General features: G+C 58.6%; 21 protein-coding genes. 14 read left to right on the top strand and 7 right to left on the bottom strand.

Going from position 1 to position 22,025, the window contains the following annotated elements; translation table 11 throughout:
• The first annotated feature begins 71 nt into the window (after positions 1 to 71).
• The 9 genes from H567_RS0101050 (at position 72) to prmC (ending at position 9,537) form a co-directional block, all read left to right on the top strand.
• Complete coding sequence (locus tag H567_RS0101050) at positions 72 to 716, top strand: 50S ribosomal protein L25 (RefSeq protein WP_028319975.1); 645 nt, start codon at positions 72 to 74, stop codon at positions 714 to 716.
• Between the two features lie 7 nt (positions 717 to 723).
• A complete protein-coding gene (gene pth, locus H567_RS22360) occupies positions 724 to 1,347 on the top strand; it encodes an aminoacyl-tRNA hydrolase (RefSeq protein ID WP_051184357.1) in 624 nt (207 codons plus the stop codon).
• Entirely contained in the window at positions 1,347 to 3,401 is a 2,055-nt protein-coding gene (locus H567_RS0101060) for a sodium-translocating pyrophosphatase (protein ID WP_028319976.1), read from the top strand. Before pth ends, H567_RS0101060 begins: the two co-directional genes overlap by 1 nt.
• A gap of 185 nt (positions 3,402 to 3,586) precedes the next feature.
• Entirely contained in the window at positions 3,587 to 4,066 is a 480-nt protein-coding gene (locus tag H567_RS0101065) for a CarD family transcriptional regulator (RefSeq protein ID WP_028319977.1), read from the top strand.
• Between the two features lie 18 nt (positions 4,067 to 4,084).
• Entirely contained in the window at positions 4,085 to 5,068 is a 984-nt protein-coding gene (locus H567_RS0101070; protein WP_028319978.1) for an RluA family pseudouridine synthase, read from the top strand.
• Positions 5,069 to 5,457: 389 nt separating this feature from the next.
• Positions 5,458 to 6,705: a transcription termination factor Rho gene (gene rho, locus H567_RS0101075; RefSeq protein WP_028319979.1), complete on the top strand. Its 1,248-nt coding sequence runs from the start codon at positions 5,458 to 5,460 to the stop codon at positions 6,703 to 6,705.
• Positions 6,706 to 6,722: 17 nt separating this feature from the next.
• Positions 6,723 to 6,941 (top strand): 50S ribosomal protein L31, encoded by a 219-nt coding sequence (rpmE, locus tag H567_RS0101080; RefSeq protein WP_028319980.1) that lies wholly within the window; start codon positions 6,723 to 6,725, stop codon positions 6,939 to 6,941.
• Between the two features lie 624 nt (positions 6,942 to 7,565).
• Complete coding sequence (gene prfA, locus H567_RS0101090; RefSeq protein WP_028319981.1) at positions 7,566 to 8,639, top strand: peptide chain release factor 1; 1,074 nt, start codon at positions 7,566 to 7,568, stop codon at positions 8,637 to 8,639.
• 13 nt (positions 8,640 to 8,652) lie between these two features.
• Positions 8,653 to 9,537 (top strand): peptide chain release factor N(5)-glutamine methyltransferase, encoded by an 885-nt coding sequence (gene prmC, locus H567_RS0101095; protein ID WP_028319982.1) that lies wholly within the window; start codon positions 8,653 to 8,655, stop codon positions 9,535 to 9,537.
• A gap of 177 nt (positions 9,538 to 9,714) precedes the next feature.
• On the opposite strand, the gene H567_RS0101100 is transcribed toward prmC, so the two are convergent.
• Both H567_RS0101100 and H567_RS0101105 read right to left on the bottom strand, forming a co-directional pair.
• Positions 9,715 to 12,165, bottom strand: a complete 2,451-nt coding sequence (locus tag H567_RS0101100) for a heavy metal translocating P-type ATPase (RefSeq protein WP_028319983.1) — start codon at positions 12,163 to 12,165, stop codon at positions 9,715 to 9,717.
• 9 nt (positions 12,166 to 12,174) lie between these two features.
• Positions 12,175 to 12,381, bottom strand: coding sequence for a heavy-metal-associated domain-containing protein (locus H567_RS0101105; RefSeq protein WP_028319984.1), 207 nt, complete (start codon positions 12,379 to 12,381; stop codon positions 12,175 to 12,177).
• A 738-nt stretch (positions 12,382 to 13,119) separates the two neighbouring features.
• Here H567_RS0101105 and H567_RS0101110 point away from each other — a divergent pair.
• The gene (locus H567_RS0101110; protein WP_028319985.1) at positions 13,120 to 13,590 is read left to right on the top strand and encodes a universal stress protein; all 471 of its coding nucleotides are present in this window, start codon (positions 13,120 to 13,122) and stop codon (positions 13,588 to 13,590) included.
• A 213-nt stretch (positions 13,591 to 13,803) separates the two neighbouring features.
• On the opposite strand, the gene H567_RS0101115 is transcribed toward H567_RS0101110, so the two are convergent.
• From H567_RS0101115 to H567_RS0101135, 3 genes are all read right to left on the bottom strand, one after another.
• Positions 13,804 to 14,274, bottom strand: a complete 471-nt coding sequence (locus H567_RS0101115) for a Spy/CpxP family protein refolding chaperone (protein ID WP_028319986.1) — start codon at positions 14,272 to 14,274, stop codon at positions 13,804 to 13,806.
• A gap of 614 nt (positions 14,275 to 14,888) precedes the next feature.
• A complete protein-coding gene (locus H567_RS22365) occupies positions 14,889 to 15,341 on the bottom strand; it encodes a hypothetical protein (RefSeq protein ID WP_051184359.1) in 453 nt (150 codons plus the stop codon).
• Positions 15,342 to 15,710: 369 nt separating this feature from the next.
• Positions 15,711 to 16,070, bottom strand: a complete 360-nt coding sequence (locus tag H567_RS0101135) for a hypothetical protein (RefSeq protein WP_028319988.1) — start codon at positions 16,068 to 16,070, stop codon at positions 15,711 to 15,713.
• Between the two features lie 378 nt (positions 16,071 to 16,448).
• Here H567_RS0101135 and trmB point away from each other — a divergent pair, with 378 nt between their 5' ends.
• The 3 genes from trmB (at position 16,449) to H567_RS28315 (ending at position 18,413) form a co-directional block, all read left to right on the top strand.
• A complete protein-coding gene (trmB, locus tag H567_RS26810) occupies positions 16,449 to 17,363 on the top strand; it encodes a tRNA (guanine(46)-N(7))-methyltransferase TrmB (RefSeq protein ID WP_051184360.1) in 915 nt (304 codons plus the stop codon).
• A 197-nt stretch (positions 17,364 to 17,560) separates the two neighbouring features.
• Positions 17,561 to 18,148: a rhodanese-like domain-containing protein gene (locus H567_RS0101145; RefSeq protein ID WP_028319989.1), complete on the top strand. Its 588-nt coding sequence runs from the start codon at positions 17,561 to 17,563 to the stop codon at positions 18,146 to 18,148.
• Between the two features lie 115 nt (positions 18,149 to 18,263).
• The gene (locus tag H567_RS28315; RefSeq protein ID WP_153306000.1) at positions 18,264 to 18,413 is read left to right on the top strand and encodes a hypothetical protein; all 150 of its coding nucleotides are present in this window, start codon (positions 18,264 to 18,266) and stop codon (positions 18,411 to 18,413) included.
• Between the two features lie 544 nt (positions 18,414 to 18,957).
• Here the strand turns inward: H567_RS28315 and H567_RS27670 are convergent.
• Together H567_RS27670 and H567_RS22390 are read right to left on the bottom strand one after the other, a co-directional pair.
• Positions 18,958 to 19,875 (bottom strand): MauE/DoxX family redox-associated membrane protein, encoded by a 918-nt coding sequence (locus H567_RS27670; protein ID WP_244155399.1) that lies wholly within the window; start codon positions 19,873 to 19,875, stop codon positions 18,958 to 18,960.
• 58 nt (positions 19,876 to 19,933) lie between these two features.
• Positions 19,934 to 20,317 (bottom strand): ArsR/SmtB family transcription factor, encoded by a 384-nt coding sequence (locus tag H567_RS22390; protein WP_051184361.1) that lies wholly within the window; start codon positions 20,315 to 20,317, stop codon positions 19,934 to 19,936.
• A 541-nt stretch (positions 20,318 to 20,858) separates the two neighbouring features.
• Between H567_RS22390 and H567_RS0101175 the strand changes: the two genes are divergently transcribed.
• Positions 20,859 to 22,025, top strand: coding sequence for a thiolase C-terminal domain-containing protein (locus tag H567_RS0101175; RefSeq protein ID WP_028319991.1), 1,167 nt, complete (start codon positions 20,859 to 20,861; stop codon positions 22,023 to 22,025).

Raw genomic sequence — 22,025 nt, forward strand, 5'->3', positions numbered from 1 at the left:
GGGGCAGAAGTCCGCCCAAAGGGGAAGACTGCAGGGGTTTGTGAAAAAATTAATTAGTACCGGAGGAAACCATGTCAATGCCTACGCTCGCTGCCGCGCTGAGAGATGTCAAAGGAAAAGGGGCAGCCAGGAAACTCAGGAGACAGGACCATATCCCAGCCGTATTTTACGGACCTGTATCGAACCCGATGATGCTGCAAATAGACAGGCCCGCGTTGGAGCGGCTTCTGAGGGAGGCTGGCGGCGAGAATGTCATCCTGAGCCTCGAGATTACCGGTGCCGGGGGGACGTCCGACCGTCGCAGTGCGATGATCAAGGACCTGCAGATCGATCCGCTGAAGGGCGTCGTGCTGCACACCGATTTCTACGAGATATCGATGGACAAGGAAATCAGCGTCAACATCCCGATCGAGCTCACAGGGGACCCGGTCGGAGTGGAGAGCGGCGGCGTTCTGCAGCATGTGCGCCGGGAACTGGCGATCTCGTGCCTGCCCGGTGCGCTGGTGGAGAAGCTCGAACTCGACGTCTCCGGGCTGGGGGTTGGCGATGCCGTACATATCCGTGATATTCAGCTGCCTCAAGGGATCACGGCTCTGGATGATGAGCACCTGACCGTCGCGGTGGTCGCCGCGCCGACGGCGCCGGTCGGCGAGGTGGCCGAAGAGGAGCTCGAGGAGGCCGGAGGCGCTGAAGAAGCAACCGCTGAGGAATCCTGAAACCTTGATGGAGAAAGGGGGTGAGTTCCGATCCGAGGAGGCGTACCTGATTGTTGGGATTGGAAACCCCGGCGAGGCCTACCGGCAAACCCGGCACAACATGGGATTTCGGGTGCTGGAGAGCTGGCTCGAGGCGCTGGCTGGGCAATGGCTCGAGGGAGCATTCCATTCCAGGTATGCCCGGGCGGCTCTGAAAGGTGAAAGGTTCATTCTCCTTTGTCCCCAGACCTACATGAACCTGAGCGGGCGGGCCGTGAAGGCCGCCGCGGACTCGCTTCGAATCTCGACTGAAAAGATTCTGGTGATCCACGACGATATCGATCTCGACTTGGGGCGTGTGAAGGTTGTGAGAAACGGGGGACCGGGGGGGCACAAAGGTGTCCAATCCATCATTGCGTCTCTGGGTGTGAAGGATTTCACCAGGGTCAAGGTGGGGATCGGGCGGCCGCGTCATGGGGAAAGAGTGGAGGATTTTGTTCTCGGTCCCTTTTACGAGGATGAGCTTGTCACCGTGGATCAGGTCGTCCGCCTTGCCATTCGCGCCTGCGAGTGGTTTCTTTTGACGGGGGTTGAAGCGGCAATGAATTGGACCAATTGCCAAAATTTAGCAATTAAGGAGGAAAAAAGCTGATGCAGGGATTAACAGTCTACGCTCCCTTTTTGGGGATCCTGAGCTTGATCATCGCCTTCCTGATCTATGGCTATGTCAAGAAGCAGCCGAACGGCAGCAAGCTCATGCAGGAACTGGAAGCGATGATCCATGAGGGGGCCATGGCCTTCTTGAAGAGGGAGTATTCCGTTCTGGTCGTCTTTATCGCGATCGTCTTCATCCTGCTGGGGTGGGGCATCAACTGGCAGACCGGTATCGCCTTCCTGACCGGGGCGGCCTGCTCTATCATGGCCGGCTACGCTGGCATGACCGCCGCGACGCGCGGCAACAGCCGCACGGCGGAAGCCGCCAACAAGCACGGCCAGGCAAAGGCCCTGAACGTCTCTTATTTTTCTGGGTCGGTCATGGGGCTGGCTGTGGCGGGCCTCGGACTCCTCGGCCTCGGTTTCTGGTTCTACATTTACGGCGGCAGCCCGGACACCGCGCACTATATCAACGGATTCGCCATGGGCGCCAGCTCCATCGCGCTCTTTGCCCGTGTGGGCGGCGGCATTTACACCAAGGCCGCGGATGTCGGCGCCGACCTGGTCGGCAAGGTCGAGGCGGGCATCCCGGAAGACGACCCGCGCAACCCGGGCGTCATCGCGGACAACGTCGGCGACAACGTCGGCGACATCGCGGGTATGGGCGCCGACATCTTCGAATCATTCGTCGGTTCCGTGATCGCCACCATCGCCATCGGGGCTACCCTGGCGATTACACCGGAATGGCTCGCGAGCCGGCCCGAACTGGCCGGTCTCGACGAACTGGCCATTCGGCTCAAGTATATGTCGATGCCGCTCCTGGTCGTCATGGCCGGTCTGCTCTCCTCTTTTGTGGGCGTCTTTTCGATCAAGGTCTTCCAGAAGGGGAATCCCGCCGGGGCGCTGCGGTACACGACCTTTGTGGCCGCGATTATCTTCATCATCCTGACCGTCCTGCTGACCAAGGGGCTCGGGATGCCCATGGGGGCCTTCTGGGCAATCTTCTCCGGGCTTCTCTGCGGGATCGCGATCGGCCTCCTGGCGGAATATTACACCTCCGGGAAACCCGTCAAGGTGATTGCCGAGCAGTCCAAGACCGGCCCGGCGACGGTCATCATCTCCGGTCTGGCCATCGGTATGCAGTCCACCTATCTCCCCATGCTCGGCATCTGCGTCGCGACCTTCATCGGCTACAAGATGGCCGGGATTTACGGCATCGGCCTCTCGGCGGTCGGCATGCTGGCGACGGTTGGTGCGACCATGACGGTCGACGCTTACGGACCGATCGCTGACAACGCCGGCGGTATCTCCGAGATGTCGGGGCTTGGGCCCGAGACACGAAAGATCACCGACAGCCTGGACGCCCTCGGCAATACCACCGCCGCCATCGGAAAAGGTTTTGCCATCGGTTCGGCGGCTCTGACCGCCCTCGCCCTTTTCGTGGCCTACACCCAGGCCGCGGGCCTGAAGGTCATTGATATCACCAATCCGATGGTCGTGATCGGCGTTTTCCTGGGTGGCATCGTCCCCATGCTTGCCGCCGCCATGACGATGACCTCTGTGGGCAGGGCGGCCTTCAAAATCGTTGAAGAAATCCGGAGGCAGTTCCGGGAGATCCCCGGCCTGCTCGAAGGCAAGGAAGGGGCCAAGCCCGATCCGAAGACCTGCGTTTCCATCGCCACCGGCGCGGCCCTGAAGGAAATGGTCGCCCCAGGCCTCCTGGCGGTTCTGGCCCCCGTTGTGGTGGGCTTCCTGCTTGGGAAGGAAACCTTGGGCGGCATGCTGCTCGGTGCCACCACCATGGGCGCCTTCCTGGCCCTGTTCATGGCCAATGCGGGCGGCGCCTGGGACAATGCCAAGAAGTACATCGAAGAAGGGCACCACGGCGGCAAAGGTTCCCCCAACCACAAGGCTGCGGTTGTGGGTGACACGGTCGGCGATCCTTTTAAGGACACCTCCGGCCCTGCCATGAATATCCTGATCAAGCTGATGTCCGTGGTTTCTCTTGTTCTCGCCCCGATCCTGCCGATGCTCGGCTGGCTCGTCGGCTAGCAGGATTTGCTCGAAAGCCTTTAGGGCTATCTGTGATTCATCCTGGAGACAGGGGCAGTGTCCTTGTCTCCAGGAGAACGTCAACCGACTGAAAACCTTTTACCGAAGTACTCGCCCTTCTGGAAAATGCCCGTCTTTCAAACCAGGTAAACATCAGGTTTCCAGTGTTTTGCATGGGGGGTTTCATGTTCAGTGTAGGAGATTTGGCTGTGTATCCCGCCCACGGTGTGGGTGTGATCGAGAAAATCGAAACCCAGGAGATTTCCGGGTGTCAGATGGATTTTTATGTCATGCGGATCCTGGATAACAATATGATCATCATGATTCCCACGAAAAACGTCAATAATGTCGGACTGCGTGAAATCATCGACCAGGCCGAGGTTCTGAAGCTTTATTCGATACTCGAGAAGCGGGATGTCTGTATTGATAATCAGACCTGGAACAGGCGGTATCGGGAATACATGGAAAAGATCAAAACCGGATCGGTTTTCGAGGTCGCTGAGGTCTACCGTGACCTGTTGATGCTGAAGCTCGAAAAAGACTTGTCTTTCGGCGAACGCAAGATGCTGGACACGGCAAGGACCTTGCTGGTGAAAGAAATCTCCCTTGCGCGCAATGTCGAAGAAGACCAGATCGAAGACGATCTCGACCGCATCTTTTCATAGGTATGGCACCGGCCTGCAGTGGCTTCCGATGCTCGTCATCACTGCATTTGCAGCGCACCCGCCGGTCGTGGGGACATCCGGCTAGATGTCTTTCTTTCTTCCCGCTTTCCTGAATTATCCCGCTCGCGCATCCAAACCTTGATCAAGGGTGGAAAGGTCGATATCAACGGGGGTCCTGTTACTAAACCCAGCCAGACGGTCAGGCCTGGAGATCGTGTTTCCATTGTGATCCCCCCTCCCAAGCCCTTGGAACTGGAACCCGAGGCGATCGAGTTCGACATTCTTTACGAGGATGAATATCTGGTCGTGCTGGACAAACCGCCCGGCCTGGTGGTGCATCCTGCTCCGGGGCATGACACCGGAACGCTGGTCCATGGACTCCTGCACCGTTGCGATGGTCTGTCCGGGATTGGTGGAACCGCCCGCCCCGGGATCGTCCACCGGCTCGACAAGGATACCTCCGGGGTGATGATCGTTGCGAAAACGGATGCGGCTCATCAAATCCTTTCGTTGCAGTTCAAGAACGGTCAGATCGGCAAGGAATACCTCGCACTCGTGCACGGGATCGTGCAGTCGCCATCCGGTAAGATCGACGCAGCGATAGCACGCCATCAACTGAAACGCAAGGAGATGTGTGTGCGGGCTTCCGCGGGGCGCCACGCCCTGAGCCTTTGGGAGCGGCGGGAAGCTTTCGCTGTGGGATGTTCTTTGCTTTCAGTCAAGATCAAGACCGGACGAACCCACCAGATCCGCGTACACCTGGCGCACATCGGTCATCCTGTGGTGGGCGATTCGGTTTACGGGAGAGGTATCGCTGGTTGGAAACGGATCTGGGCCGGTCGCGAGGTGGATGCACCGGTTGTGCGGCGTCAGATGCTGCACGCCTTCCGGATCTCCTTCGACCATCCTTTAAGCAGAGAGAGACTGCTGTTCGAGGCCCCATTGCCCGAAGACATGTCGACCGTTTTGGATGCCCTGAGAACCTCGCAATTGAAGAATTGACAGAACAGAAAAGGATTGACAAGCAGGAAAAACTGCCTATATTGTGCGTACATGTTCCTCCTGCGTCCAGGAGGAATCCCTGAACACCACTTATCCCGTTAGCGCCGTGTGCGCGATCCCGCTGAATCCATTTCTCACCGTTTCTTGCAAGGACTCCTGATAGAGAGTGCCCAAGCGGAAATAGAATGAAGGCGCGGGCAAGTTTCCATATCCAACGTGGTCTGTTGATCGATGACAGTCTGCCTTTCCTGGGCACCCGGACACGTCAGGCCGTAGGGGCCCGATGGCCGTCCGGTTTGGAATGCCCGGTGATTCGACTGCAGAATGGCCTATGTGCAGAATCCCACCTGTTCGATGACGGCAATGATCCCTTGAAACGGAGATGACGCATGAATCTTGTTGAATTAAAGAAAATGAAGATCAACGAATTGACCAATATGGCCAGGGAGTTCCATATCGAAGGGGCTTCGGGTATGCCCAAGCAGAACCTCATTTTCTCGCTTCTGCAGGCGCATTCCGAGCAAAACGGGTTGATTTACGGGGAAGGGGTTCTCGAGATCCTGCCGGACGGGTTCGGCTTTCTCAGGGCGCCGGACGCCAACTATCTGCCCGGGCCGGATGATATCTACATCTCTCCTTCGCAGATCAGGCGCTTCAATCTGCGGACAGGGGATACGATCTCAGGACAAATAAGGCCTCCAAAGGCCTCCGAGCGATATTTCGCTTTGCTCAAGGTCGAAAAGGTCAACCATGAAGATCCGGAGGTGGCAAGGGAAAAGATCCTTTTCGATAACCTGACTCCACTGTATCCGCAGGAGAGGATTAACCTCGAGACTACACCGACGAATTATTCGGCGCGCATCATGGATCTGATGACCCCGATCGGCAAAGGGCAGAGAGGGTTGATCGTGGCGCCGCCCCGGACGGGCAAGACCATGCTCCTCCAAAACATCGCGAACAGCGTGACGGCCAATGACACGTCGATCCACAAAATCGTGCTGCTGATCGACGAGCGGCCGGAAGAGGTCACCGACATGCTCCGGTCAGTGGATGCCGAGGTGATCAGCTCGACCTTCGACGAGCCGCCCCAGAGGCACGTGCAGGTGGCCGAAATGGTGATCGAAAAGGCGAAGCGCCTCGTCGAGCACAAACGGGATGTGTTGATTCTGCTCGACAGCATTACCCGTTTGGCGCGGGCCTACAACACCGTCGTGCCTCCGAGCGGAAAGATCCTTTCCGGAGGGCTCGATTCCAATGCCCTGCACAAGCCGAAGCGCTTTTTCGGGGCCGCCAGGAATGTCGAAGAGGGAGGCAGCCTGACGATCATCGCGACCGCACTCGTCGATACGGGGAGCCGCATGGATGAGGTGATCTTCGAGGAGTTCAAGGGGACCGGCAATATGGAGATCCATCTGGACCGAAAACTGAGCGATCGCCGTGTCTTCCCTTCGATTGACATCAACCGGTCGGGGACTCGGAAGGAAGAGCTGTTGATCCCCGAGGCAGACCTGAACCGCATCTGGATCCTTCGAAAATTGCTTTCACCGCTGACCCCCGTGGACAGCATGGAATTTTTGCTTGATAAAATCAAAGGAACCAAGGATAATATAGAGTTTCTAGCTTCCATGAGTGAATAGGTACAGGAGATGAGAGAATGAAAGAAGGGATCCATCCGGAATATCATCGGGCAAAGGTTCGTTGCGCCTGCGGGAATGAGTTCGAAACGGGTTCTACGACAAAAGAGATCCGCGTGGAGATCTGCTCCAACTGCCACCCGTTTTTCACCGGCAAACAGAAGCTCGTCGATTCGGCCGGCCGTGTCGAGCGGTTCCGCAAGAAATACGCGAAGTTTCAGTCAGGCGACAAGCAGTAGTCCGATGCTGTGAAAGGTCCTCCCTGGTTGACCGTGTCTTGCGCCGGGCGGGTTTTGCAAGGTGCCGCCGGCAGTTTGCCAGGCGCCGAGGGGGTGCCTCAAGCCGCTCCGTTGGACTTGATGGATCGCAGCGCTCCGCGGATGGGGCCTTTTGATGGGCATGGCAAGACGGCCGTAGCATTGCCTGGAGAATACGTTGGTTTCCGTCTTCAGGCAGACGGCCTCGTATAGGGTGTTTGTCGATCAGGAGCGTGAACTGCCGTCCGGATCGACACCCGCTTCGATCCGACGAGACCGGCCGATGACCGGGTGCCGCCGAAGGCCCGGGCCGCTGCGCTTCCCGAGGGCTTTTCGGTCATCGGCCGCCAGGGCTTCTGCGCTGTTTGCCTCTCTCCTCAATAGAAGCGAATGGTTCCTCATAGGGGATGATTTGCCTGCTTCGCGCCGGGGGATGGCTGCATTCCGGCGCTGTATATTGCTGTAAGTATCTGCCCCCGCTTTCTTTCAGGCCGCAGCGGCCCTTCCCTCCATCGACCAATGGATATGCGCGTGAAGCCCAATGTGGCCCCCCGATGATGCCTTCTAATCAGGGTCGGGCCCCGTCAGGCAAGAGGAATACGTAAGATGTTTGCCAAAGTGAAGGATATCGAAACCCGTTTCGAGGCGCTCGAAGAGAAGCTGGCTCAACCCGATGTTCTGAAGGACCAGAAGGCCTATCAGAAATTCATGAAGGAGCATAGCCAGCTCAGCCCGATCATCGAGAATTTCCGGCGCTACGAGGCTATACAGGGAGAGATCGAGAACAGCCGCCCGTTGCTGGACGATCCCGATCCCGAGATGCGCAAGCTCGCCAGGGAGGAAATCGAGGCCCTGAAGGCGGAACTGGAGGATGCAGAGCGCCATTTGACCCTTTTGCTGCTGCCGAAGGATCCCAACGACGAGAAGAACATCCTCCTCGAGATCCGCGCCGGAACGGGTGGAGAGGAAGCCGCCCTCTTCGCTGCGGATCTGTTCAGGATGTACTGCCGCTACGCCGAACTGAAAGCGTGGCGGACCGAGATCCTGAGCCAGAGCCAGACCGGTATGGGGGGCTTCAAGGAAGTCGTAATCTTGATCACGGGAGAAAGGGTCTACAGCCGCCTGAAATATGAAAGCGGAGTTCACCGGGTCCAGAGGGTTCCCGAGACGGAGGCCCAGGGCCGCATCCACACTTCGGCCGTGACTGTTGCCGTGTTGCCGGAGGCCGAGGAGATCGATGTCCAGATCGAGCCGGAGGATCTGAGGATCGATGTCTACCGTTCGTCCGGGTGCGGCGGACAGCATGTCAACACAACCGACTCTGCGGTCAGGATCACCCATCTCCCGACCGGTCTGGTGGTGACCTGTCAGGACGAGAAATCCCAGCACAAGAACAAGGCCAAGGCCATGAAGGTGCTCCGTTCCAGACTCCTCGACATGGAACAGACGGAGCAACAGTCCAGGATTTCCGAGGAGCGCCGCCACATGGTCGGATCCGGCGATCGGAGCGAGCGCATCCGAACCTATAATTTCCCGCAGGGACGCATCACCGACCATCGCATCGGACTGACCCTCTACAAGATTGAAACGGTTCTTCAGGGTGAGTTGGATCTGGTGATCGAGCCCCTGATCAACCACTTCCAGACCGAAGCCTTGAAACAGGGCGCTTCGATCCATTGACGACCAGCCGTATATGACAGCCAGGCGTTGGACCATCGGGGAACTGTTGAACGTCAGCGCCCTGTATCTGAAGGATAAGGGGGTGGAAAGCCCGCGCCTGACGGCGGAGCTTCTCCTGGCGCTGCAATTGGGGCTCGAGCGTGTCGCGCTGTATCTCCGGTTCGATCAGCCCTTGCAGGGGGAGGAAGTCGCAGGGTTCAGGGAGTTGATCCGGCGTAGACTGCTTGCTGAGCCGGTGGCCTACATCCGCGGCGAGAAGGAATTCTGGTCGATGGTCTTCGACGTCGGGCCGGGGGTGCTCATCCCTAGGCCGGAAACGGAGCTGTTGGTAGAGCAGGTGCTGCAGATCGTCCGCCAAACGCGGGAGCACGCTGACGACCGCATCCGGATCCTCGAGTTGGGAACAGGATCGGGGGCCGTAGCCGTGGCCCTCGCCACCTCGCTTCCTTCTTCCGAGGTCTGGGCGACGGACATCTCCTCCGAGGCCCTGGCCTATGCGGGAAGGAACGTTGAGCGGCATGGGGTCTCGGAAAGGGTCCACCTCCTGCAAGGCGGTCTTTGGGAACCCGTGAGCCCTCTCGGCGTCCGCTTCGATTTCATCGTCAGCAACCCGCCCTATGTGGCTTCGGAGATTTACGATACGTTGCCTGCAGGGGTCCGCGATTATGAACCCCGAGTGGCCCTCGATGGGGGCGAAAAGGGGATGCAGGTCGTGTCGCAGATCATCGAGGGCGCCCCGGGGTTTTTGGTCCGGGGAGGGTGGCTCTTGATCGAGATGTCTCCGGAGCAGACGGAGGCGGCGCTGGGCGTCGTCGCCCAACAAGAGGTCTATGACTCGGCGCGGCGCGTGGAGGATTACACCCGTCGCTACCGGGTGGTCATGGCCCGGAGAACCTGAGCGTGTAGCAACCTGACGCTCCAGTTGCCGTGTGATGACCGGGATGGCGGTGCGATCGGGGGTGGGTCAGTCCAAGCGGTTTGTCCGTCCCTATCCCTGGCGCCTTCGGCGTCGCCTGGAATGCTGGGCGGCTGAACCGGACATGCCCGTTCGGATAGGCCGGCAGGGCTGGGTATGTCAAAGGGACTTCCCTCGGTAGAGCAGGAGGCTGTTACTGACGACCGTTACGCTGCTCGTTGCCATGGCGAGCGCCGCCAGGATGGGATGCAGGTGCCGCAGGAATTCCGGAAACGCCTCGAAAGGCGCGAGGATGCCGGCGGCGATAGGGATCAGGGCCACATTGTAGAAAAAGGCCCAGAAAAGATTTTGTTTGACGGTAGCCATGGTCAAGCGGCTCAGAGCGATCGCGTTGGGCACGCCCTTTAGACGCCCGCTTGCCAGGATGACATCCGCCGTCTCGATGGCGACATCCGTTCCTGTCCCGATAGCCAGTCCGACGTCGGCCTGGGCCAGGGCCGGCGCGTCGTTGATGCCGTCCCCCACCATTCCGACACGGTGCCCGCTGTCCTGCATGGCCTTGATCCGAGCAGATTTGTCTTCCGGCTTGACCTCAGCCACCACATCGTCGATCCCGACTTCCCCGGCTATAGCCTCCGCCGTCTCACGATTGTCGCCCGTGAGCATCACCACCCGCAGACCGGCCGCATGAAGCGCTTGAACGGCATCCGCGGCCTCCGGCTTGACGCGATCTGCCACAGCGATCAATCCGGCCGGGCGGTTTTCGACCACGACCAGCATCACCGTTTTCCCTTCGCCGCGAAGGGCCTGCAGGCTGTCCGCGACAGGGGCCAGATCGAGGCCCTGCTCTTCGAACCAGCCTGGTTTCCCAACCATGACCTTGCGTCCATCGACGCGGCCGCTCACCCCCATGCCACGGGCGGCGCTGAAGGCCTCGGGCTTTGAAAGTTCGATGCGTCTAACCTCGGCTTCCTGCACCATGGCGCGGCCCAAGGGGTGCTCGGAGCCTCGCTCGAGGGATGCGGCCACTTTCAAAAGGGCTTCACTGCCGAATGAGGACGGCTCTAAAGGGACGATATCGGCTACCAGAGGTTTCCCGATGGTTAGGGTTCCCGTTTTGTCGAATACGATGGTGTCGAGCTTGGTCGCGCTTTCCAGGGCCTCGCTTTTCTTGAAGAGTATGCCCTGTTCGGCGCCTTTACCCGTGCCGGCCATCATGGCGGTGGGGGTTGCCAGGCCCAGTGCACAGGGGCAGGCAATGACCAGGACCGCGACCAGCCGGATCATGGCGGGCACGAACGCTCCGCCGAACGCCCACCAGAGGAAAAAGGTCCCGAAAGCGATCAGGATGACGCCCGGAACGAAGATCGCCGCCACTCGATCCGCCAAGGCCTGGATGGGCGCTTTGCTGCCCTGCGCTTCCTGAACCAGCCGGATGATCCTGGCAAGCGCCGTATCCCGCCCGACCCGCGTCGCACGGAAAAGCAGCAGTCCCTCTCCGTTGATGGTGCCGCCGGCGACGGAATCCCCCTGGGATTTATCGACCGGCAGGGGTTCGCCCGTCAGCATGGACTCGTCGACCGCGGAGGCGCCCTCGAGGACGACCCCATCGACGGGGATGCTTTCTCCAGGCCTGACCACGAGCGTATCGCCGACCTGGACCATGGTGAGGGGAATCTGCTTCTCCTCCTCCCCGTCCGTTCGAATCGTAGCGGTCTTCGGGCGCAGGTCCATGAGCTTGCGGATGGCGCCGCCCGTCTTCCCTTTGGTCCGTGCCTCGAGCATCTTGCCGAGCTTGATCAGGGTGATGATGACCGCGGAAGTCTCGAAGTAGACATGTTCACCGAGCGGCGGATGGAAAAGAAGGGCAAGGGAATAAAAATAGGCGACTGACGAGCCCATCGCCACCAGCACGTCCATGTTGGCGCTCCGGTTGCGGAGGCTTTTCCAGCCGCCGGTGTAGTAGTCCCACCCGGTGAAAAACTGGACAGGTGTCGCCAGTGCGAAGAGCAGCCAGTTTACCCAGGCGGCATGGCTCCATGGACCGAAAAGACCGAAATCCCGTCCCATGCTGAGAAAAAACAAGGGCGCGGTGAAAACGGCGCCCACCATGAATTTTCGGGTTTGATCCGCAATTTCGGCCCTGCGTGCAGCCTGTTCGGCATCGTCGCCCTCAGCGGTATCCTCCGGCCGGAGCGCGCCGTATCCCGCCGCTTCGACAGCTGAAAGGATTTCATCGATGCCGGTCAACCCCGGGACATATTCGACATGGACGCGCTCGGCGGCGAAGTTCACGGTGGCGTTCAACACCCCGGGAACCTTTTTCTTCAATGCCCGCTCGATGTTCGCGGCGCAGTTGACACAGGTCATTCCTGTCACGGGAAACTCCGTGGACGCCTTGGCCACGCCGTATCCCGCCTGTTCGATCTGCTGGATGATCGCGTCGATCGAGAGGGCTTGGGGATCATAGGTGATGGTTGCCCGTTCCGAGGCGAAGTTGACCTGCGCCTTGTGAACGCCATCGAGCCGTCCAAGGGTCCGTTCGATGGTCATGGCACAGTTCGCACACGTCATGCCCGTGATTGGCAGATCGATGGTTTTCTCGGTCATGCTGAAGCCTTATTCGCTTGGGGGATAATGGATTTCCTCGAGCGTCGCCTTGATTTTATCGAGCGTGGCAGGCGCTTCCCAGTGGACGACGACGGACTTGAGACCCGGGTCTCCTTCTACGCCGGTCACGCCGGGGATCTCCATCAGTTCGCGTTGGATCGTCTTGACGCAGTGTCCGCAGCTGATGTTGGGGATCGAAAAGGTCTTTTTTTCCATCTCAAATGCCTCCATAGGGGTGTTTAGTCCTCTGACACAGGATAAAACCACGTTTCCAGCAACCCCGCCGCGGCGCGTCTGTCAGTCCCTGCGCCGAATCCCGGCAGTCCCCTGGCAAAAACACACATCCTCCCATCCCGGCAAAATGTCCGGTCATTATGCAGATACGGAACGCAAGCGCCGAAGTCTAAAAGGGTTCCCGAACTCTCCAGGAAAAACGGCACCGGGTTTCTTCCTCTTCCATTCGATGCTCTGCGGAGCGGCGGCCGGTTGATCTCTCCCCGACGGTCGGCCAGCCGCCTCCAGATGTGGATGGATGGCGTATCAGCGAAGTTCCGCTGATCGCATACGATACAAACTAAGACCAGACAGCAACGATTGCAACACCACCGGAAGGAAGTCAGCGCGAAAGACGGACCCGAATCCCGGGTGATGCCTGCAATCCACGAGGAACTGTCCCGGGGATAACCCTTGATTTCGGGGGCGACCTTCTTTAAGATTATATGATAAGGCCAAGGTGGAAAAGGCGCTTTAGCTTGTGCCGGCCTGTTTTCGTGACAGGGTGCCCGACACAGGGCCCCCTGTTGCATGGGAAGCAGGTGGCGGCAGCCGCGGCTTCAGAAGGGTGCTTATATTCGCGTCGAATGGAAATGAAATACCGGGCAAGAGCCGGCTGGCATCCAAGAAAGGTTGGCCGGCCCCTAATCCTGGACAGGGCTCTGCAGGAGGAGGTGTTCTATGGGCAAGAAGGTGCTGGTCGCGATGGATTATTCTGAAAACTCGATTAGGGCGGTTCAATTTCTTTCCGAAACCTTCAGTAAAGATCATGATGTCACCCTTTTCAGCGTTCTCCCGAATCTGGCGGCCGCATGCGAACTGGAGGGCGGCGGTGTGACGCCTTACTTCGCTGCGCAGAAGAATGCCTTTTGTGAGGTCGAAGAGCAAAAGCGTCAACTGGTCCAGACAGCCGTGACGAAGGCCAAGGATATGCTCGTGGAGTGCGGGTTTCAACCGGAGCATGTTCACATGAAAGTCGAACCGCAGAAGGACGGTGTCGCTCGTGACATCATCCATGAGGCCGAAGCGGGCTATGATGTGGTGGTGATGGGCCGCAAGGGCCTCTCGGCCTTCAAGGAATTTTTTCTGGGGAGTGTTTCACAAAAGGTGCTGCAGGGCATCAAGAACCTTCCAATAATGCTTGTCGGTTGAGATGAGGATCGGAGGCGCCTGCCCCCGATCCCCGTTTGGTTTTCGGCCCCGATCCATGCCGGGTGCCGGTTCAGTGTGTTGGAAAAAGTCTCTCAATCAGCTGGTCCCCAGTATTGGATCGCTCCTCAGAGGCCCATAGGGTGTCATCGTACCCTCCTTGGTACCGGGTCTTTCGGCTAAGGCCGGAAGCCCCGGTACTGGAAGAGAGCCCGATCAATTCCAACACCGGCCATATCCGCCCTTGCCGCCTCTCGAGCCTTTTCCGTACCCCTTTCCCGCCCTGAAGTTCCCCGCCTCAGGAGCGATCTTGCGGGCCTCTATGTCGTATTCGAGGCGTTTTTCAGCCATCTGCCCTTTGAGTCCGTTCAACTCGCGCTGGAGGCCCTTGGCTTTTTCGAGATCAGGTGCCTCGGCGTTCATGACGGTGTTCAGCTCACGCTGCTTGGTCCACATCTGGTTTCGGATTTCGCTCGTCTCGTTGTAGAATCTCTGGTGCAGTTCATCCAACTGGACCTGCTGATCGTCGGTCAGATTCGCCGCCGCGGTCCCTCCATCTCGGCAGGGTCCATACCCGTCGCCGAAGCCGGAACCGAAGCCGCCTCGTCCGGGGCCCCAGGCGAATACGGGGTAGGCCAAGGCTCCGACCAGCAAGAGAACTCCCAAAACCATTCCTGTCTTTTTCATGACAAAACCTCCTTATGATTGGGTTTGATGTTGTCGAACTGGAATTGCAAGCTGCGTGCCAAATCCTAGGCAAAGAATTCTCTTGTGGCGGACGCGCCCTCGTCCGTCGGGCCGCCTGCTGGATCGAGCGGTGCCTGCCGGGCGCCATCGGATCCATGCTCGGGTCCCCTGATACGGGCCTGACAGCGTCGGTCGCTCTGCGTTGGCAGGGACGTAGAGCTCGAAGGCCGCCAAGAAAAAGCGTCATTTCTTGCGGGAAGGAACTTCAGAAAAAGGGAATGCTCAGGAAGGGCAATAGCGAGCGCGGCTGGTTCAGGAGGACCGGATCTGACAGGGTGGATGAAAATATGGATCATTTTTATCCAACAGAAACGGGAGAGCGGATAAAAATGATCCACCTGATCCATTAAAGGCGTGGAGAAGCGCGCTTCGAGAAGAATGGCGCGGGCGTCCTATCCTGTGCGATTCACAGGATGACTGCGGGTCAAGAGGTCCAGGGCCGCCCCTCAGAGGGGCTCAGCGGATGCCTCAGCGAGCGAGCGGAGGCCGTGTGTTCAATGGATGGATGGCCGGTTTTACCCCGGATGCCCGGCAACCCGCAACGCCTGAGCGGCCTATTTTTTCGCGGGTTCCGGAGACCGCGAAGAGGGGCGGATCTCCGCGCGCATTTCCACCACGACATGCCCCCAGCCGCCGCAGGCAGGGCCGACGTCAAAGCAGCCCGTCCGGTTGAACATGACCTCGTTCGGGTCGCGGCCGTTCATCAGATTTTCGAAAAAGGCGTTGATCAGGGTGGTCAGGTTCGGCATCAGGAAGGCGCAGATGCGCTCCGGCGATTCCCGGGTGAGAAGGTTTCCGGATGAATCGAAGACCAGGCGCTGTCCGACGACATGGCCCGAGTGGCATCCTTCCGATTGAACGACCTCGGCGATCAGCTGATACGAACTGGCTTTCATGGCATTGGCGAAAAGGTGCTGATACTTAGGATTCGCAGCAATCTGTTCGAAGTCTTCCGGGGGCAGTGCAAGACGCCGCCGGATGATGTCGATCAGACCGTTTGTGTCCATTTCCTCTCTCCTTTCCTGTGCAAGGCCCCGTAGGGATCGGGCGGGATCTCCAGGGGAATCAAGTCCGCGGGCAGGGATTCCTCTTTTCGATGATCCCCTGCCCAAGCCCGCCGCCTGAGGGGCATCTCCGTCTCTTGCTCTGCACCGGCTGCCGGGACCCGGCGCTTCATTACGTCATCCGTTTCTCTCGGCAAGGGCATCCGCAGGACAGTCCCCGCTTCCGGGCGGACTCCAAGGCGGGAGGGATGGAGAGAAGCGCCTCCATACAAGTAATCGGCCTGAAGAGCCGAATGCCCGGGAGGCGTGTCCATCGAAACTCCAGCCAATGGCCTTCTCCGGATGGACACGAGAGGCGATTCTAAGAAGGGGCTAGGCTGACGGTTGAGCCTTGCCTTCCTTTTTCTTCTGCTTCTTCTGCTGCCTTTTGCTGACGGCCTGCTCTTCCTCTTCCTGCTTCCTTCTTTTCTTTTCGCCCTTGTCCTCTTTGGGCTGGGCGAGTTTTTCAGCCTTCACGCGGGCCATTTCCTCTTTCTTCCGCTCCAAGCCGTCGATCACATCCAGGCGGTTCTGGGTGGCTCTGAGCGCAGCTCTCAACTTCCGGACCGCTGCGTCCTTGGCGATGCCGGCCTGATCGAGTCCTGCTTCCACCAGTTCGGCAATCCGCTGATTCAATTTGGTCTCCCAGTGGATCTTCTGCTGGGCTCTGGCTTCTAAACTCTTGGATGGCATGGGTCTGAACTCCTTTCCTTGTTCACACCTGGCGGCTGATCCCATCCTCGGATCGGCACGCGATTCTTCTGAACGGGTACTCACCGGCCGAGAGGCTTGAGAAGCGACCGGTATTGACCTATAATCGGCTTCCGCGCAAACGAACGGGGCCGGTAGCCCTGGATCGGGTGCCGCCCCAGGGATCTTCGCCGGCGGAACGAGCCTTTGTGCCTTCTGCCTGTGTCCTGTCGAAGGCTCATGGCCAACGTGTCGTTGAGTCGCACCCCGGGAAAATGCTCAAAGAGCGGATCTGCAGGGATAGGCGCTCCAGTCTTTGAGACGAAACTAATTTTAAACTTTCACTACTATCATAAAAAGATCGGAATAATAAACAGAAAAATGGGCCGAAACTATCTTTCCCTCGAACCGGTCTTGCCATGGATGGAGATGGATAGACCGCTCCGCTGGTCGCACATATTCGGCGAATGCGGGCCAACCGTGGTGGAGATCGGATTCGGCCTCGGAGACTACCTGGTTTCCCAGGCCCGAACCTGCCCGGGCAAACATTTTGTCGGCATTGAAACCGGATGGCTTCCAGTCAAGCGTACGCTGCGAAAAATTTCCTTTGCGGGGATCTCCAACGTTCGCATCTTGAAGGTAGACGCGGTCCTGGCTTTTGAGAGGCTCTTTCGGGAGCGCGCCGTGGAATCAGTATGCTGCCTTTTTCCCTGTCCGTGGCCCAAGCAGCGGCATGCCAAAAACCGGCTGTTTTCACAAAATTTCCTGCGTCTTCTGAACAGTCGCCTGATGGAAGAGGGCGAGCTGGTCATCGTGACCGATGACCCGGCTTATTTTGCCTGGCTCCAGGAGCAGGTGCCGGATACCGGCTTCCGGATGGATCCGCGGCGTGTTGGCCCGCAGTTTTCCACCAAGTATGAGAAAAAGTGGCTTTCGGCCGGTCAGGAGGTGTTTTACGAACTGAGTTTGAAGAAACACAGCCATTGGGCCTGGCCTCTGAAGGAGGACATCGGTTTGATCACCTATCGCGTGGAGCATTTCGATCCGTCACGGTTCAAGCCGCAGCGCTGCTACGGGAACCCGGCGGTTGCGTTCAAGGAAAGCCTGTACGACCCGGTGCGGAAAAAGGCCATGATCCGATGCATCGTCGGAGAGGAAGGGTTTATGCAGAACTTCTGGGTTGAAATCGTCCGGGAGGAAGGTCTGTGGCACATCAGGCCGGCGAAGGGCTGCAGTCTGTTGCCGACCTGCGGGGTTCAGAGGGCTCTGGACATCGTCTATGCATCGATCCGATAGAGGTCCCGGCGATCCTTCGTCCGAGGCACCTTGAAGACTGGGAGGGAGTGCCGCTCTGCAACGGGCGAACGGTCTTGACCCCCGAAAACGGAAGACGTATAGTTTCCGCAATTCTTTGGAGATATCCGGCCCGGAAAGGAGGTGTTTCGCAGGCGAAGGGCTTCATGGATCCGTTCAATTCAAATGGAGGAAGGCATATGAAAAAGCTGGCTGTTTCTGTTATCGCGTTTCTGTTCTTGTTTTCTGCTGCAGCCGTGGCATCGGCGGCTGACAACCCGCTGGCGGACCAGGAAAAGGCGGTTCACAAGGAATTTTCCGCCGCCATCCCGGCGGACAGGCTCGTCGATGTCTTCAAGCTTCACGAGGCCTGGACCAAGGCCATGGCCGATCCGGAATACCGGAAAAAGGTCTATTTTCTGGATGTCCGCACCCATCCGGAATTTTACGCGTTCCATATCCGCGGGACCGATCATGTACACGCCGGGCACATGTACACCTTGCCGAAAAAGATCACGGACCCGAATGCCGAAATTTACGTATTCTGCCGCACCGCACACAGGGCCCAGTACGTTGCCGGGTTTCTTTACAAGTACGGTTACAAGAACGTTTATTGTATCGTGGATGGGACCAAAGACGGCAAGAAATACGAGGGTGGCGTGGTCGGTTGGGCCATGGCCGGATTCCCCTTTGTCAACCAGTTCACGGGCGAGTTTGTCATCACGGGATACTCCAAGGAGCTCAAGGAAACGGGCGAGTACAACCTCCGCGAGTTCCATCCCTATTAAATCGTATCCATCCGGAAAGGATTTCCTAGTAGAACCCGGTTTCCAATCCGGAAATGGGGATTTTTCTTTACACGCTGCGCGTGCGCAGTCCCACCCCTGCGGGGCGGGTCCCGGTTTGGCCAATATCAAGGCAATCGAGCGTTTGCGCGGAGGCGACCTGGTGGTCGCCACGCAAGCAATCGGGCAGATTGACGCCGAGATTGGCCAAAAAGACCATTTCCGGATGGAAACTGAATCGTTTTATCGGGTCATCCTTGAGGGGTGAACCCGGTGCCTTTTCGCGATGTTGCGTGTGCGTGCTGCACGGAGTATATCGCACACGCAACATCTCCTGCTCCTGATCCCCGCTTGTGAGCATCTTTTCCCGGACAACGGCCTTTCCTCCACCACGTTTTTTCTGCGAGGTGTCCGTCCTTGTGAGGCCCGCTATCAACCGGTTGTGTCCGGAAAAGAGGATTTTTTGTGGGCAACCCTCGGGTGCTCGGTCCCAGCCCTTCGGAGCGGGTCCCGGTTTGTCCGTATTAAGGAAATTAAGCATGGGTGCGCTGGCGACCTGCAGGTCGCCGCACAAGGAAACGTGCGAAAAGACGCCGCCCGGTTTTCATCGCCGGACTGGAAATCAGCGCACGCCCCCGCGCATGCCGACACAGCCGCCATTGAACAACGTGTTGAAGAACCCGTTGCACGCAGGCTGTTGAAAAACGGCCGGACAAGGCTTGCGGAATCCCGTGGAATGAGGCGCACCGATAAATGCGCCTCAGTGATACGGGATGGGGGTAAGCAGCAGACGGTCGATTTTCGACCGCCTGTCAAGGCTCCGTCGGGAGATGTTGCGCGACCCAGAGAGACCAGCCGTTAATGAGAACCCGTACGTTTTCGTATCCCTGTCCCCGCAATGCACGGGCCAGTTCGATCCCGAGACCACAGGTCTCGCCGTCGCAGTAGGTGATGATCAGTGCGTCGAGAGGAATGGGGCCCATGACCGGTTCGAAAAGGATATCGAATTGATCCCATGGAAGATTCACGGCTCCAAGGATATGCCCGGCAAGATACGCCTCGGTCGACCTCGCATCCGCGAAAAATGCCGCCCCGTTCGCAAAGGCTTCCTCAGCTTCCTCCAAGGATATCGTCAGGATCTCACCGTTTTCGAGCTCCAGTCTGGACGCCGGCGACCAGTTCTCCGTCAACGGGAGAGGCTCGGGGCGAAGGGCGTTGACACACCAGGCGAAGGCCGCCGAAAGGATAAGAATGAACGCCGCCTGCAACAGGGCCCGGCGCCGGAAAGAGCCTGCCGCGTTTGTGCGGCCGGGAAGGGTGCCGTCTGTCTGCCTTAAGCGGTAAAGGAGATAAAAGGCTGGAACCAGAAAAAGGGCGTCGCGTACGACGTACCAGATCATCTCGGCCTGACTGGCGGACGCGCTGGACGACGTGAAGCACCCGCAATCGACGTTGAGGCCGCGCGCAAGATTGAAGGCTACGGACAGGAAGAACACACTCAGGACGGAACTCGAGAGCAGCACGCCGCCGGCCAGCCAATGTCCCAGAAGGAGCAGGACGCCAAGGACCAGTTCGAACGGCGGAAGGAGGATGGCCGTCAGGTTGATCAGATCGTCGGGCAGGATGCGGTAATTGAAAACGACTTCGGCAAAAGCGGCGGGGTTCAGGATCTTGTCGATAGACGCGTAGACCAGAAGACCCCCCAGGAAGAAACGCGCCAGCCGCGTCACCGCGGGCCCCTTTTCATTCGAGGGATCGGGACGCAGCGCCCCTGCGGAGGATGAACGGTTATGAACATTTCTTGCATGTTGCATTGGTGGCAGGGCCCCCGTGTTGACAGATATCTTCCCTCCGGATGTGGGGCAGGCGGGTGATGATCTCGGCGATTTCCTTTTCTTCGTTCAGCCAGTGCGCCAGGTTGCCCCGCATGATTTCGGCGAAGGGATTGGCGTTGTCTCCGGCCAGGAAGTAATTGACCCAGAGGCCGTCTTTGCGACAGTCCACCAGATCGGCCTCTGCAAGGATCTTCAAGTGTTTGGAAACCGTCGGCTGGCTGATGCCCAAGGCAGCCTGTATTTCGCACACACACATTTGACGATGTTGGAGGATCTTGAGGATTTTGACCCTGTTCGCGTCTGACAGGGCCTTCATGACCCTGATGAACCTTTTCATGGCGGAATCTCCTAAGGGTTATTGTCCAAAAATGTAGTCAGAGCTGCCTTGGGAGTCAACATCAAAGGGCATGGACATGGCCGCGATCAGGTCACCTGTCGCGGACTACCCGCGGTCACGAGAACGAGGAAAGCTGTACCCGGATCGAGGCCGGACTCGAGGGTGTTCGGCAGCGTGATCAGTATTTTCCTTGACCCTCATAACACCGTTTCCTATACTACAACATTTCAGTAAAAAGGAATAATCGGCACAGACAGAAAGCGGTTTCAGGGTCGCGGCCGGCGGCGATCGATTCCTCGGAATACGGAGGTGATTTTCCGGTGCAGCCCAGTTTCCCATTCTGAAATGAAGATTTCTTGCCCCTATCAAGGAAATCAAATGCTGGTGCGGAGGCGACCTGTTGGGCAGCACCGCACAGGCAAATGTCCAGATGGATGCCGGGATGGGCAAGAAGGACCATTTCTGGATGGAAACCAGTTCGCAGCGCCGATCGATCCTTTCATGACGGCCGGCAGGCCGACGATCTTAAGGGAGGTCATTTATGGGAAAAGTAGCGATTATCGGAGTGGGACAGAGCGCCTTCGTCAGAGGTTATCCGGGTTCCATCAGGGAACTGGCGTTTGAAGGCTTCAAGGATGCCATGCGGGATGCGCAGATCAGTACGAAGGACATCGATGCATCCGTCGTCTGCTCGGCGCCGGAGTACGACAAGCAGCGTTCACCGGCGGGGGTTTTGGCCGAATATTTCGGCCTGACCCCGCAGCCGACCTTTTACCTCGAGAGTCTGTGTTCGTCGAGCAGTATGGGCCTGAAGGTCGCCTATGCCCTGGTGGAATCCGGACTTCATGATGTGGTGGCGGTCGTCGGCTTTCAGAAGATGTCGGAGATCTCTTCGGCCGAGTCCCAGGAACGGATGGGGCGCGGCGCCGACATCCAGTGGGAAAGCCCCTTCGGAACGATGATGCCTGCTTATTACGCCATGTATGCCCGCGCGCACATGGCCAAGTACGGGACCACATCCGAGGACCTGGCGCTGATCCGCGTGAAGGCGGCCACATACGGACAGATCAACGAAAAGGCGGTTTATCGCAAGCCGGTGACCTTCGAGATGTTTTCGGATCCCAAGAGCCCGATGGCCTCACCGGTCGCGAGCCCCCTGCGCGTCGGAGACTGCTGTGCCAATGCGGACGGCAGTTCGTGCGTGATTGTCGCGAACGAGGAAAAGGCGAAGGCCTTCTGCAAGAAGCCGGTCTGGATCCTGGGCGTCGGCAGCGCCTCCACGGCTGTGAATCTGGCCGGGCGTGAGTTGTTTACGGGCCTGACGGTGGCCCAGCAGGCGGGGGAGCAGGCCTACAAGATGGCCGGTGTGGGCCCCAAGGACATCAATGTGGCGGAGGTCCACGACTGCTTCACCATCGCGGAGATGATGGCCTACGAGAACCTCGGTTTTGCCAAACCCGGCGAGGGGAAGGACCTGATCCGCGGCAAGGAGACCTACAAGGAAGGCAGCATTCCGGTCAATGTCGACGGCGGGCTCCTTTCCAAGGGGCATCCGATCGGTGCCACAGGAGGTTCGCAGATCCGGACCATCGTATTGCAGTTGAGGGGCGAGGCGGGCCCGATGCAGGTCAAGGATCCTGCAATCGGCCTCGTCCACAATATCGGCGGTGTCGGCCTTTACGGCAATGTCACCATCTTGGGGAGGTAA

Source organism: Desulfatiglans anilini DSM 4660, assembly GCF_000422285.1.
GTDB classification, from domain to species: Bacteria; Desulfobacterota; DSM-4660; order Desulfatiglandales; family Desulfatiglandaceae; genus Desulfatiglans; species Desulfatiglans anilini.